Genomic DNA, 13177 nt, shown 5'->3' on the forward strand with positions numbered 1-13177 from the left:
CAACGCGACCGCCACCACGCTACGCCGGCCATGCAGCCGCCCGGGATGCTCCTGTTGAGAATGCATATGTGCTCCAACCTCGTGCATCAGGACCCTCCAGAGGCGGGCAGTCCGTGCTCGTTGTAGTACTCCTTGATCAGTTCGAGCGCCTCATCACGCGTCTGCACGCGATGACTCTCATCGCCCAGCTCGACTTCCAGCTCCGTCTGTGGAACGAGTGAGAAATCACCACCGTCATCGTCGACCGTGCGAGGGGTGACCAGTTCGTCGTACAGAGACTCCAAATACTGGTCAAAAGCTTCGGTCTTCGCATCGTCTTGGTTGGCCCGGTTGAAGTCCCGCTCAGCCTCATGGTCGTTCACGAGCTCCATCGCCTCGTACCGAGTCTCGACGCGCTGAGTCTCTCCACCGACGGTCACCTCGTAGTCGATGTCAACCGAGTACGTGCTTCCTGGCTCCTGGACGTAGTCCTTCTCCACGTGTTGATCAAAGAGGTTCTCATAATAATCAACGGTGGTATCAGTTACTTCATCGACCTCATCCCCACGCCCAGCGTTGATTCGCCACAAGGATTCAAGAGCCTGGCTGTTGTCGTCACGGTAGCCATACTCACCGTCGGACCCGATGTGCTGGTAATGATCGTTCACCGGATTACCAGGTGGATTTCCAGTTGCGTCCGAAGAGAATGTATATGCACCGAACTCAGCACTTGTAGGGTCAGCCCGCCCCGAAGTAAACCGCCCGATGTCAGCGATCCCATCGAGCTTGGCATCGGTCGCATAGACTGCAGGGCGACCCTCATCGGTACGTGCGACGTTCAGGTCAGAGGCATGCTTAGCAGCATCTTCGGAGATTCCGGCAGAGCCGTACATCGTGAAAGTGTCGACATCATGGCTGGTCCGAGTCAACGCATAGGCCGCGGTGGTGGTTCCGTATGAATGAGCATTGACATTGACTGTAGTCTCATCTTCTGGTCGTTGAGCATCCATTGTCTGCCGGTAGCCATCCAACGCATAGGCCAACGCCCAAGAGCCATCATCGGCCTTGCCATCGAACGATACGTCGCTCAGGCCTGGTGATTCATACCCGATCCAGGTGACAACCGCATAGTCTTGCGAGGAGTTTCCAGGCAGACTGTCATGGAGCCTCTGCGCGTTGTTCACTTCGCTCGGCATGTTGTGGGTTCCGCTATTCATGCCGGAGACGTCGAAACTAGTGGTGTCCGCCGTATCGGGGTTCCCCACGGAGACAGCCGCCAATGGATCCGCAGGGGGAGGATCTATCGCAGGACCGGGGGTAGTCGGGTCCTGCCCCATGTTCAGCGACAACAGCATGCGGCCACTTTCGTCACCGCCGTCGTCGCTTTCATCGTTGCCATCGCTGTCATCCAGAGAGTTTGCAATCGCGTCAAGGCGGTCGCGCTGGTTCTGGGCAAGGTCATCAGAAGCTTGCAACCGTTCCAACGCGTTAAGGTTTGCCCTATTACGCGCGTCATAGCTGACGCCTTCGGTGTTGCCCGTCAGCAGCGGCAAGTGAGCCAGCATGGCGTTCTGGGTCCCGTTCTCCCCCATGCTCTTCCACCAGTCGGCACCGTCTTCACCGGTCGGCCAGGAGTCGAGCTGCTCCTGGTTGGCGGGCAACGGCATCGAATACTGATTGATCTTGGGGTTCTCCTCGGCGAACTCTTCGATCTGGTCGGCGTCCAGGTTCTCGAGCTGCTCGTAGAAGGCCTTGACATCATCTCCGGTGACGTCATCACTTGTGACCTTCTCGTACAGCTCAGTCGCCTCCTCGACCGCGTCCTCCGATTCGGCACCGCTGCGGACCATTTGGATCAACGCGGCCGAGAACGCACCATCCCCAGAACCGCCGCCGCTGCCGGAAGATCCTGCAGCAGTCACCGAGTACACCCCGCCCTCGGCGGTGACCTCCGGGACGTCCTCCTCCAGGCCTCCGCCGCCGGCGATCGACTCCAACGTCTCGGCGGTCTCCTGCACCAGCTGCTCCCACCGCGAGTTCAGCGCCAGCACATCATCGTTATGCCGCACGATCTGACGCTGCAGCAGCTCATCCTCAGCAGTCAGGTCCCCGGCGAGACCGGAGACCAGTCCCGAGACCCACAACCAGGCCTGCAGCCGCGCCGCCTCAGCATGCAGATCCGAGGCCCGCGACTCCAGCGAGGCGGCCTCCGTGGCGAAACCCTGCAGGGCATCAGCGGCCTTGGCCACCACATCGGACCAAGCGCGCGTGACCTCGGGCACCTGGTCGAACGCCGCACGCACGACCTCCTGGGTGGCGGGCTCCTCGTAGGAGGACACCAGCCCGGTCCAGGAAGAGGAGGCCGCCTCCATGTCTGAGGCCGTCGCCGAAGCGTCGAAGGCCAGAGAATCGACGGTTTCCCCCAGCTGGGTCCACTGCCCGGAGATCTCCACCGGCACCAGCACTGTCATGCCGGTGACCTCACCTGCGTAGAACACGGTCACTGCCCCTGTCTGCCGAACGGCACCGCCGAGCTCGCTCGAGCGCCGGCCATCGATGCGGTCGACTGCATCTGCTCATCCCCCTCGGAGATCGCCGCGCAGGCCTGTGCCACTGCGGCCGCACAGCCCGAGGCGTAGTTGCCGCTGCGCACCCCGGTCTGGGACCGCTGTGCCCACAGGCGCGCGAACGCATCGGCGACGGCCGTGGCCGTCCCACACAGACCAGCGACCTCCTGGCCCTGGGTCGAGACTCGACTACCGCGAGTCTGCGCCGAATCGGCGGATGCTTCCACCTGGCTCAGCGTCCCCTGAACCGCTGAGGGGATGATGTCGTACATCACGCTCACCGAATCCAGCTCCTCCTTCGGCTTTCAGCAGCGACCTGGCCCCATGGCACAGGTCGCCGGTCCATCGACAAACCGCCTATCAGCCGATGTTGGCGATGGCAGAACGCGTCCGTGCCTGCGTCGAAGTCGCCGTCTGGTCGTTCTCGGACAGGGTCTGCCGGATCAGCTGGATGATGGCCTTCACCTCATGCGAGGCGTTGTTCCACCGCGTCTCCACCTGCTGGTACTCGGCGTCCGCGCCGTCCATCTGAAAGTCCGACAGTGCAGTGGCCACCTGCTGGTCACGCTCGGAGATCAGAGACTCCAACCGCGAGGCGATCGACTCCACGTCAGACTGCACCTGCGACGAGATGCCCGTGTCGAACGAGATCCGGTCCATTGACATTGCTGCTCAGCCCCTCACGTTGCACAAAACTGGGTCGAAGATTGATTGGACGAGACGATGCCGTCGTCTCAGCGGCTCGAGGAGAATCGAGCGGCGTCGAAGTTGGCCGCGCCCTGGCTGCGGTTCGCGTTGTCCGCCGATTCCTGGTCGCCGGTCTGCGTAGCCGTGTTCATCTCGGACTGGCCGGTGGCGATCATCGACAGCGACTGGTTCAGGTCGTTGGCGATCTCATCGGCGCGGGCCTTGAACGAGTCGAAGGCCTGTCGCCCCGCACCGTTGAACTTCCCCTGCAGCGGAGCGGCGGCGTCCACCAGCTGGCGCACCAGCGAGCCCAGCTCGTCGTTCGATCCCGACGTCTGCTGGTTCAGCGTCGAGAGCGTCGACGCACCCATGTCGAACTTCATGCTTCCCTCCCAATAGCCTGTGTCAGCCGTTCCAGATCCCCCGACTGGCCGGATTCAGCGCATACGGAGGCTCGAATATCAGACGATATCGGCTCCCCGGCCATGAATAAAGTACGTTCGACCTCTGAGACAGGACTAGGTCATGGCTGCAGAGTCTCAGGGGTGAGCATGTAGCCTCTCTGTCGGTTCTGCAGTTAAGGGCAGAGGGGGCTCATTGACCATCGACTACGACCATCAGATCCTCGAGTCCGTCGCCGTGAGACGGACCCGTCTGACGAACGCTCTGCTCTTCGGCTCGGAGCGCACCCGCAGAAGCTTCGACGATGGACTGAAGTTCCTGCTGATCAGCGCCATCCTGGCAACGATCATCTGTGCCGGCTGTGTCGGCTACTCGTTCATCGTCGATCTGATGGAGCAGTCCGACCGCAGTCTCCAGGGGCCTCTCAGCATGGTGATGATTCCATGAGCACCACGTATGTCCGTGTGACGGTCACCGGCGAGCATCGCAACGGGGAGATGCTGTTGCCGACCGATCGTCAGGTGGCAGAACTCATGCCGGAGATTCTGCAGATCTGCGGTTCAGCCGCGCATGGCCGAACACCGCAGGCCTTGACGTTGACGCCGCTGGGATCCGCGACGCTGCGTCCGCACCAGACTCTGGAAGACGCCGGTGTCGGCAACGGCTCCGTCCTCTCCCTCGATCGCCGCGATGAAGCCGTGCCTCGCCCGGTCGTCTTCGATCTCGCCGAAGAGACCGAGCAGCTCAGCTCCCCGCAGACCTCCTCTCTGTCCCTCGACCTGACCCGGCTGATCAGCACCTCGGTGTTCGTCCTCTTCAGTCTGCTGACACTGAGCATGGCGACTTCGATCTTCGAGGTGCCGGACCGGTCGGGTTGGAGCCTGACGCTCTCGGGGGCCGCGCTCGTCGCATTGGCCCTGCTCCCCCGGCGGGTCCTCGTCTGGGATGTCGAGCTGCTCGTTCTCAGCGGTGCCGCGCTGGGACTGGCCGTCTATTGGGGACCGCCGGTGTTCCCCGGAGCGGAGTGGACGGTCCCGATATGGCTGCTGGCCGCGCTGTCAGCGTGGTCGGCCTCTCGCCGTCTCTGGTTGAGCGTGCTGGCCACCCTGGTCACTGCAGCCGTGCTGACGCTGCTCTGGTGGGGCTCTGGCCAGGTGTTCCAGCGCGAACAGGAGGTCGTGGCAGTGGCCGGCGTCGGCTCGGCCGTGCTGCTGGGCCTCAGCCCGCGCACAGCCCTGACCGCCTCGGGTATGAACCGGCTCGACGACGGCATCGCCCATGGGGACAGGCCGTCAGTGCCGGCGGCACACTCGGCTTTCATCAGCGCCCATACCAGCCTAACTGCCGCAGTGCTGCTGTGCGCGATGTCGCTGTCCCTGGCCGTCCACGGTCTCGTCTCCGATGGCGTTCACGCGTGGACGCTGCCGTTGGCCATCCTGCTCACCGCGCTGACCGCGCTAAGAGCACGCACCATGCCGATGGCCCTCGAGCGCGCCGCACTGATCACCTCAGCTGCGGCCAGCACGATCTTCATCGTGCAGGCCACCGCGATGCATCTGCCCCCTTGGCTCCTGATCCTGCTGCCGATCGTCCTCACTCTGGTGCCGGTCGTGCTGCGGCTGCGCACTGTGAGCGCGCACCACCATGCGCGTCTGCGCATCATCGCCAGACGCCTGGAGGGCCTTGCCACTCTGGCGTTGCTTCCGCTGCTCATCGGACTCTTCGGCCTCTACTCCCGACTGATCGACACCTTCTAGGACTCATCGGCCATGCCCGAGAACTCGACCTCTGCTTCCAACACTGCCCCGCGCGGGCTTCCCGGCGCGCAGAAACTCGCCGATGCTGAGCGCTCCCGACCGGCCTCCCCAACGGCTCCCGGCGAGCAGCCGCGGGAGCTCCTCGGCGGCGTTTCCAGGCTTCGCGCCTATGCGGGCGACAGCCCCATCGACGAGCCAGATGCGCCGAAAGGGCTCCCCCACGGGGACAGCTGGCTCGCCCGCACCGGCCGCGCCGCGGCCCGTCTGATCCACACCGACGCTTTCCCCGTCGCGTTCACCGAGGCTGTCGACGCTTGCCAGGCACCGGTGACGACGGGACGACGCATCGGCGTGCTCAGTCCCACAGGTGGTGCCGGCGCGTCGACGATCACCGCCGGCATGGCGTCGTTCTTCTCCCTGGTCCGGACTGATCTGATCACCGGTCTCGATCTCACCTCCCCTCCGAGCGGACTCGTCAGCCGCCTGCCCGCGAGCGACGACGATGGAGGGCTTCCGGCAGGTCTGGGGCAGGTGCCGAAGAACCCGGAGGCCGAGGCCGGCCTCGATCTGGCCGAATTCGGCCCCTGCCCCCGCCAGAGGCTTCTGCGGCTCACCTATGCCCCTGGCGACCAGCCCCTGGCGTCCGAGCCGGTCGCCGGGGTCCAGCGCGAGCTCAGCAGAAGTCGCTCCATCGCTGTCAGCGAGGTTCCTCACCCAGGGTCAGCCCCGCAGGTCGACCTCTCCGACTTCCACTGCCTCGTGGTCGTGATGTCGCCGACCTCCGGTGCCCTTGATGCCAACGCCGAGACGCTCCGGGCGGTACACCGACAGGTGCCCCACGTCCCGCTCGTCCCCGTGCTTGTCGACGGTCGGCGCATCCCCCGGAGGCAGATGGCCTATGCCGAAGCTCGCATGCGTCGAGCCCTGACCGCTCTCGAGCTTGACGACGCAGTACTGCGTGTCAGCTATGACCGGCATCTGGCCACCGGGGCCGAACTGCGCATCAGCCGGATCGGCGAGCTGCGCCGCCTGCAGTTGGCTCGCCTGTGCGCCTCGACCCTCGAGACCGCGATGGGGAACGTGTGATGAGCCAGCTCCCTCAGACCCGTCCCCGTCAGGGCGTCGAACTCGTCCACCGCCCCGCGCGGACCTCGACGCCGGCACGATTCGGCGATGTGCTCGACCTTGAGCGGCCTCCCCAGGTCGATGAGAGCGGCCAGGGCGGCATGGGCTTCCTCGGGTTGATCCCCCTCCTCGGCGCAGCGGGATCGATGACCGTGATGATGCTCTTCCGCGGCTCCCCTTTCGCAGCAGTCGGCGCTCTGATGATGATCGTCACCGTCACCGGTGCGGTGGTCATGATGTTCTCCCAGCGGGGCAAGGCCGGACGCCGTCGGCGGACCCTGCGGGACCAGTACCTGGAATACCTGGAACGACGTCGCTATGAGCACCTCGCCGAGGAGCAGCAGATCCGCAGCCGTGCTCGCAGCTGCGACCCGGAGCCGGAGGCCCTGCTGGACATCGCGGCAGATCCGCACAGGCTGTGGGAACGGCGACGCAGCCATGAGGACTTCATGCGCCTGCGCCTGGGCACCGGCTCGGTGCCCGCGCGAGACATCCGGCTGCAGGGCGAGTCAGAATCGGGCCAACGCCCTGACCCGCATATGCAGCAAGAGATGCAGAACATCATCGACAGGTTCAGCACGGCACCCGATATGCCGGTCCTGATCGACCTGCGCCACCATGGTTCCGTCTCGATCGTCGGAGACCGGGCCTTCGGCCATCAGGTGCTGCGGAATCTGCTGCTTCCCGCGCTGGTCTTCCACAGCCCCGAGGACCTGCATCTGGCCGCGGCCGTGCCTCAGCGCCACACCCAGGATCCGCACGAGGACTCCGCCGAGGGGCCCGACGATGAGTGGGGATGGCTGGCCCTGGTGCCCCATATCCTCGACCAGTCCCGCCCCACCGAGTTCGGGCCGCTGAATCGGCTCGCACCGGATCTGTCAGCGCTGCGCGACCTGCTCGACGAGGACATCCGCAGGCGCTACCAGAAACATTCGGAAGTCCGGAAGAACTTCCTCGTCAGCGGCTCTTCCCTCGCTCTTCCTCGCCTGCTGGTCATCGACATGACTCACGAGGGTCCTGCCCATGACATCGAGCTGCCAGACACCGGGCTCGATCCGCAGGAACTGGCGATCACCTCGCTGCACATGGTCCAGCGGCAGCAGGACGAACCGGAGAACACCACTCTGCGGATCACCCAGACCGGGGACGGGTTCGCCGTCGAGGACTATCGTCACGATCCCCTCGAGCCTCGACGGACCGAGGGGTATCTGCAGCAGACCGATCCCTCAGTGGCTCGCGGATTGGCGCGCACGCTCTCGCCGCTGCGGCTGTCGCCTGACTCGCTGGAGCACAGCGAGGAGATCGACTCGCAGCGGTTCACCTCATACCTGGGAATCCGTGATTTCTCCTCCACCGACGTCGAGCGCCTCTGGCGGCCTCGGGAGCTGCCAGATTTCCTGAAGGTGCCGATCGGCGTGGACGACCGGGGAAGACCGGTGAAGCTGGACCTGAAGGAATCGGCCCAGCACGGCATGGGCCCTCATGGACTCTGCGTCGGAGCCACCGGCTCCGGCAAGTCGGAGCTGCTGCGCACTATGGTGCTCGGCCTGGCCGTCACCCACCCGCCGGACCTGCTGAACATGGTGCTGGTCGATTACAAGGGCGGTGCGACCTTCGCACCGTTCGAGGGAGTCCCCCATGTCTCGGGGATCGTCACGAACCTCTCCGACGACTCGAGCTTGGTCGACCGGATCTATGCCAGCCTCGAAGGTGAGGTCCAACGTCGCCAGCAGGTGCTCAAGGATGCCGGCAACGTCGCCAACATCACCGAGTATCAGGCTCGCCGCCGGGAGAAGGCGGACGAGGGCGAAGACCTTCCCCCGCTGCCGCATCTGTTCGTGGTCATCGACGAGTTCGGCGAGCTGCTCACTGCTCAGCCCGACTTCATCGACCTGTTCATGTCCATCGGCCGGATCGGCCGCTCGATCGGCGTCCACCTGCTGCTCTCGTCCCAGCGGATCGAAGCCGGGAAACTCCGAGGACTGGACACGCATCTGTCCTACCGGCTGGGTCTGCGCACACTCTCCGAGGGTGAGTCCCGTACTGTCCTGGAGACGCCGGATGCGTTCCATCTGCCGCCGCTGCCCGGCTACGGGTATCTCAAGGTCGACACCACCACCTACGCCCGGTTCAAGGCCGGGTATGTCTCCGGACCGCTGAGCACCGAGACCCAGGACGACGACGAACAGGACGAGGACCGGGAACCTGCACCTGCAGTCCCGGCTCCCTTCTACGCTGAACAGCTGACCCGGCATCTGGACTCGGGCCAGGACGAAGACGAGGCTGAGGCCGGGAGCAGTTCCCTCAGCGCCTCGACCAGCGCCCCGACGGTGATGTCTTCCCTGGTGGAGGTCATGCGGGGATTCGAGCGTGCGACCCCGCCCATCTGGCTGCCGCCGCTTCCGGGCCGCATCACACTGGACCAGGTCGCCGATCGAGGGAGCACAGGCTCTGCCCGCCTGACCTCGCGCACACGTCAGCTCACCGTCCCCGTCGGGATCCTCGACGATCCCGGCACGCAATGGCAGGGGGCATGGGAGCTCGACCTGACCCGCTCCGGAGGGAACCTGATCTTCCTCGGCGGCCCTTCGTCGGGCAAGACCACGGCCCTGCGCACCACGGCCCTGTCGTTGGCGCACACCCATTCCGTCCGCGAGGTCGCCCTGTTCGGGATCGATCTGCGCGGCTCTGCCCTGCAGCCCTTGGCGGAGCTTCCGCACAGCGCCGGGATGGCCAGCCGCAACTCCCGCGAAGCTCTGCGCAGGACTGTCGAAGAGGTCAGCGACCTGCTCGAAGAGCGCGAGCAGCTGTTCGAACGCCGCGGCATCGACACTCTGGCCACGATGCGAGAGATGCACGCCGCCGACGAGCTCGAAGAGCTCGAAGTCGCCGATGTGATCTTGCTGATCGACGGGTGGGGCGCGCTCACCGGCGAGTTCGAAGACCTCCAGGAGCAGGTGTACGGAATTCTCGCGCGTGGAGGCAATTATGGCGTGCACGTTGTCGCGACCGGCTCGCGCTGGAACGAGGTGCGCATCGCCCAGCAGACCTTCTTCGGCAATCGCATCGAGCTGCGCTTGTCGGAGCCGGCTGAGTCAGCGCATGGCCGCAAGGTCGCAGAGAGGATCCCGGCGAATCGCCCCGGAGAGGGCTGAACCATGATGAACTCATCGGCCAGCTCGCCCTGCCCCGGACCGACGGGGCGTCCGAGACCGAGGACCTCAACCGAGGGCTGGCCGCGGCAGTCGACAACGTCAGCACGCTCGAACCGGAGAAGACACCCCGGCGGGTACGGATGCTGCCGACGCTGGTTCACTCTGACGAGCTTCCGCAGCCGGAGCGGCGAGGAGTCGTTCCCTTCGGCATTGACGAACGCACGATGAGCCCGGTGATGCTCGATCTCGACAGCTCCGATCGGCACATGCTGTTGCTCGGCGACGAACAGAGCGGAAAGAGCTCTCTGCTCGCCCACATCATGACCACCTTGGCGGGTCAGTACACCTCTGAGGAGATGGTCTTCGCCGTCTACGATCCCCGCCGGTCCTTGAAGGGGCTCGTCCACGAGGACCAGCTGGGCGGATATGCCACCTCCTCCTCGCTGGCGCAGCGTCTCACCGATGCAGTCACCAGAGAACTGCAGTCGCGCGTGCCCGACGACCCTCTCACTGCCGCCCAGACGACGGGGTTCGACGGACCTCGCGTGGTGCTGATCGTCGATGACTACGATGTCCTGACGGCAGGAGGCAATGCTCCACTGCGCGGGTTCTCCGAATACCTGGCCATGGGGGCGGAGATCGGCCTCCACGCGTTCATCGCGCGCAAGGCCCGCGGAGCAAGCCGGTCGATGTTCGAACCGTTCACCAGCTCCGTCCGTGACGCCGGAGGCGATACATTCCTGATGGACGGCGACCGCTCAGAAGGCCCGCTCATCAACAACATCCGTGCCCGACGCCAGCCACCCGGCCGAGGACTGTTCATACGGGGCGCGCAAGCGCCCTCGACGGTCCAGACGATCTTCAGGGAAGGACACCATGACGCAGCATCCTGACACCCCCGCAGGCGGGGCTCCGACGATGACAGTGGAGATCATCTCTCCGCAGAAGGTCAAGATCGACGGCACCGTCGCAGAACTCGCTGACGGAGAGGACCCCTACACCAGGATCGTCGAGGAAGCGCACGAGTCCGCCGCCGCCCGCGGCAGGTCCGTGACAGTCCACGGGGTCGACCTCGTCCGCGGGGAGAAGAGCACCTTCTCCGTCACGCCCGACGGCGACACCCAGACCCAGACGGATTCGACGACGGAGCGCTCCGCTCCCGCAGAGACCGGATCCCGCGCCGGCCGATCCGCCGAGGCCTCCGTCGATGCCGCACCGCCTTCGGAAGATCTCACACGGATCGAACGGCGACAGCTGGCCGAGGCCGGTCACCCGTCCTTCGTCGCGCCTGCACCGGCCAAGCCATCAGGCGGGGTGCGCAAGCTGCTGTATTCAGTCTCAGGCGGCACCATCAATATGGGCCCCTCGGAGAAGGAGAAGAAGCACCAGGCTCTCGTCGATCGCATCGCCCGGCCGCTGTCCGGCAGCAGAAACACTGCAGTGCTCTCTCTGAAGGGCGGCATCGGCAAGACCTCGACGACTGTCGGGGTCGGGATGACCCTGGCGAAGATCCGCGGCGACATGCCCTGCGCCATCGATGCGAACCCCGACTCCGGAGACCTGGCAGAACGCGCTCTGGGCGAGCGGCAGTTCCAAGCCAGCCAGCAGCCGACGATCTCGGATCTGCTGGCCGACCTGGACGAGGTCGATTCCCTGACCAAGCTCCAGAACTACCTCCACCAGGCCGAGCGACTGCACGTGCTGGCCGGAGATCAGGACCCGGCCCTCTCCGACAGCCTCACAGCCGAGGAATGGCTCCGGATCCAGACCGAGTTCGCCCGCTACTACCCGGTGATCCTCACCGATTGCGGAACCGGTGTGACGCACAATGCCATGGAAGGCATCCTCCATACCGCCGACAATCTCGTGATCGCCGCCGGGTTCGCAGTCTCCGGCGCGCAGCGAGCCCGACAGACCCTCACCTGGCTGGCGAATCACGGATACGAAGATCTCGCTCGCAACTCGATCGTCGTCATCACCGACAAGGAGCATGTCTCAGAACGGGTGGAGAAGTCACTGATCAGAAGCAGTCTGCGGGGAATGTGCCGCCGCCTGGTCGTCGTGCCGTTCGACCGTGCCGTGGTCGACGGGGACAAGATGAACCTCGAGATCCTGAACTCCAGCACGCGCCAGGCGTACATGGAGATCGCTGCAGCAATCGTGGACGGGTACGAGTGAGCCACGACGCGGAATACGTGCACCTGTACCGACAGATGCGGTCGAAGATCGGGACTGGCCAGTGGGTGGTTGGCCAACAAGTTCCCTCGCTCGCTGAGCTGAAGCGCGAGTTCGGTGGCCCCAGTGCGACCACGATCCGGAATGCCCAGCAGATGCTCGTCGACGAGGGCATGCTCAGGATCGAACGCGGACGCGGAGCATTCGTCACCGCTCGCGAACCTTCCGGCGCGATCGACATAGCCGCCGTCCTCGAACAAGCCAGAGCCCACCTGGAACTGGCCCAGTACGGCCTCGAGGCTCAGCAAAGCCAGCAGGTGCTCATCGACCTCGACGATCCGACACGGCCGCTGACGCGTCGGGTGCTGACCGAGGCGCTGACAGCCTGGGCCACAGACCGCCGACAAACAGCCGAGGCATTCGAAGACCAGGCTGAGGCACAGGAGGCACTCGCCCAGGCCCACGAAGCCGATCAGTTGACAGCCGATATAGAGGCCGCCGTGCGAGGCTGAACCCTCCTCTGGACGCCTACAGGCGGCTGAAGGCCTGTTCATGCCACGGCCCAGCGGTGCTGATCGTATCGCTCCGCCGGCACTGGGCCTGGAGTGAGGTGTCGACCCCGGTCTGAAGCAGTCGACGGACCCGTAGAGCGGGTCTCTTTCCTTCCCCGGCAGGCCCAGGAGTCGGCGGTGGACTGCGTTCAGTCGAGGTGGGCGGAGAACCTCTCCGGGTCCAGCCCCATCCGTTGCATGGCCAGTCGCACTCGCTCCTCGCGAAAACCCAGTTGCCTGCCTACCTCGACCTTCGTCATCCCAGGAAGTCGGCCGCCGAGCCCGAGAACGGCCAGTTCCACGGCCCGCACGTTCCGGCGCTTCGACAACAGGATGCCGCCCTCGTCAGCCAGCCACCGCAGAAGCGTCACATCTCCTTGGCGCACTCTGGTGCGCACCGCATTCACCGACTCCGGAGTACGCCCCAATCGTTGACCGATCTGGCGCATGGTCAGGTCCAATCGCAGCGCCAGAAGGATCTCCTGGCCGGTCCACCGGTCCGGCAGTCGCGCCTGCTGGGCGCGGCTGCTGTCATGGACGAGGCCCAGCCGGATCATCGTATTGCGCACAGTATTCGGGTGCACGCCCAGCATCTCAGCGATCTGCTGCTTCGACATCTCATGGACCCGCTCGCCGAGGGCGAGGATCTGATCCTCAGTCGCCCGGGCCGCTTGGTGTTGACTGCGCCTCATCAGACTTCCCGGCTCCATCCGAACTTGGTGGTGCGGCGACTTTCCGGTGCGCGCTCGACGAGTGCGCCCGTTGTCCACCGGTGCCAG

At 65.1% G+C, this 13177-nt stretch carries 12 protein-coding genes; 7 read left to right on the plus strand and 5 right to left on the minus strand.

The window, feature by feature from the left end; all coding sequences use genetic code 11:
- Window positions 1-86: 86 nt before the first annotated feature.
- From GU5_RS0112405 to GU5_RS0112420, 4 genes are all read right to left on the minus strand, one after another.
- Window positions 87-2450, minus strand: a complete 2364-nt coding sequence (locus GU5_RS0112405; RefSeq protein ID WP_139084448.1) for an alpha/beta hydrolase — start codon at window positions 2448-2450, stop codon at window positions 87-89.
- Window positions 2451-2479: 29 nt separating this feature from the next.
- Window positions 2480-2827: a hypothetical protein gene (locus GU5_RS0112410; RefSeq protein ID WP_010525894.1), complete on the minus strand. Its 348-nt coding sequence runs from the start codon at window positions 2825-2827 to the stop codon at window positions 2480-2482.
- Window positions 2828-2906: 79 nt separating this feature from the next.
- Window positions 2907-3206 (minus strand): pore-forming ESAT-6 family protein, encoded by a 300-nt coding sequence (locus tag GU5_RS0112415; protein ID WP_010525895.1) that lies wholly within the window; start codon window positions 3204-3206, stop codon window positions 2907-2909.
- Window positions 3207-3280: 74 nt separating this feature from the next.
- Window positions 3281-3616 carry a hypothetical protein gene (locus tag GU5_RS0112420; protein ID WP_010525896.1) on the minus strand — a complete coding sequence of 112 codons (336 nt, stop codon included), beginning with the start codon at window positions 3614-3616 and terminating at the stop codon, window positions 3281-3283.
- 214 nt (window positions 3617-3830) lie between these two features.
- Between GU5_RS0112420 and GU5_RS15585 the strand changes: the two genes are divergently transcribed.
- The 7 genes from GU5_RS15585 to GU5_RS16510 all read left to right on the plus strand — a co-directional run bounded on the left by GU5_RS15585 (window position 3831) and on the right by GU5_RS16510 (window position 12359).
- Complete coding sequence (locus GU5_RS15585) at window positions 3831-4082, plus strand: hypothetical protein (RefSeq protein WP_010525897.1); 252 nt, start codon at window positions 3831-3833, stop codon at window positions 4080-4082.
- Window positions 4079-5392: an EsaB/YukD family protein gene (locus tag GU5_RS0112430; protein ID WP_010525898.1), complete on the plus strand. Its 1314-nt coding sequence runs from the start codon at window positions 4079-4081 to the stop codon at window positions 5390-5392. The genes GU5_RS15585 and GU5_RS0112430 overlap by 4 nt, the downstream gene beginning before the upstream one ends.
- A 12-nt stretch (window positions 5393-5404) precedes the next feature.
- Complete coding sequence (locus GU5_RS0112435) at window positions 5405-6478, plus strand: hypothetical protein (protein WP_010525899.1); 1074 nt, start codon at window positions 5405-5407, stop codon at window positions 6476-6478.
- Window positions 6478-9672 carry a type VII secretion protein EccCa gene (gene eccCa, locus GU5_RS16070; protein ID WP_237704733.1) on the plus strand — a complete coding sequence of 1065 codons (3195 nt, stop codon included), beginning with the start codon at window positions 6478-6480 and terminating at the stop codon, window positions 9670-9672. The genes GU5_RS0112435 and eccCa overlap by 1 nt, the downstream gene beginning before the upstream one ends.
- 140 nt (window positions 9673-9812) lie before the next feature.
- Window positions 9813-10565: an FtsK/SpoIIIE domain-containing protein gene (locus tag GU5_RS17730; RefSeq protein WP_237704734.1), complete on the plus strand. Its 753-nt coding sequence runs from the start codon at window positions 9813-9815 to the stop codon at window positions 10563-10565.
- Between the two features lie 421 nt (window positions 10566-10986).
- Entirely contained in the window at window positions 10987-11850 is an 864-nt protein-coding gene (locus GU5_RS0112445) for a MinD/ParA family protein (RefSeq protein WP_139084449.1), read from the plus strand.
- Window positions 11847-12359, plus strand: a complete 513-nt coding sequence (locus GU5_RS16510) for a GntR family transcriptional regulator (RefSeq protein WP_010525901.1) — start codon at window positions 11847-11849, stop codon at window positions 12357-12359. Before GU5_RS0112445 ends, GU5_RS16510 begins: the two co-directional genes overlap by 4 nt.
- Before the next feature lie 188 nt (window positions 12360-12547).
- Here the strand turns inward: GU5_RS16510 and GU5_RS0112455 are convergent.
- The coding region (locus GU5_RS0112455) for a hypothetical protein (protein WP_237704735.1) at window positions 12548-13177 on the minus strand (630 nt) is incomplete at its 5' end.

This window comes from Nesterenkonia sp. F (assembly GCF_000220985.1).
In the GTDB taxonomy this organism is placed as follows: Bacteria; Actinomycetota; Actinomycetes; order Actinomycetales; family Micrococcaceae; genus Nesterenkonia.

Excerpts from the sequence above, each read along its gene's own strand:
- GU5_RS0112435 (WP_010525899.1), top strand. The coding sequence starts at position 5,405 with ATGCCCGAGAACTCGACCTCTGCTTCCAACACTGCCCCGCGCGGGCTT.
- GU5_RS0112405 (WP_139084448.1), bottom strand. The coding sequence starts at position 2,450 with ATGACAGTGCTGGTGCCGGTGGAGATCTCCGGGCAGTGGACCCAGCTG.
- GU5_RS0112415 (WP_010525895.1), bottom strand. The coding sequence starts at position 3,206 with ATGGACCGGATCTCGTTCGACACGGGCATCTCGTCGCAGGTGCAGTCT.
- GU5_RS17730 (WP_237704734.1), top strand. The coding sequence starts at position 9,813 with ATGCTGCCGACGCTGGTTCACTCTGACGAGCTTCCGCAGCCGGAGCGG.
- GU5_RS0112430 (WP_010525898.1), top strand. The coding sequence starts at position 4,079 with ATGAGCACCACGTATGTCCGTGTGACGGTCACCGGCGAGCATCGCAAC.
- GU5_RS0112420 (WP_010525896.1), bottom strand. The coding sequence starts at position 3,616 with ATGAAGTTCGACATGGGTGCGTCGACGCTCTCGACGCTGAACCAGCAG.
- eccCa (WP_237704733.1), top strand. The coding sequence starts at position 6,478 with ATGAGCCAGCTCCCTCAGACCCGTCCCCGTCAGGGCGTCGAACTCGTC.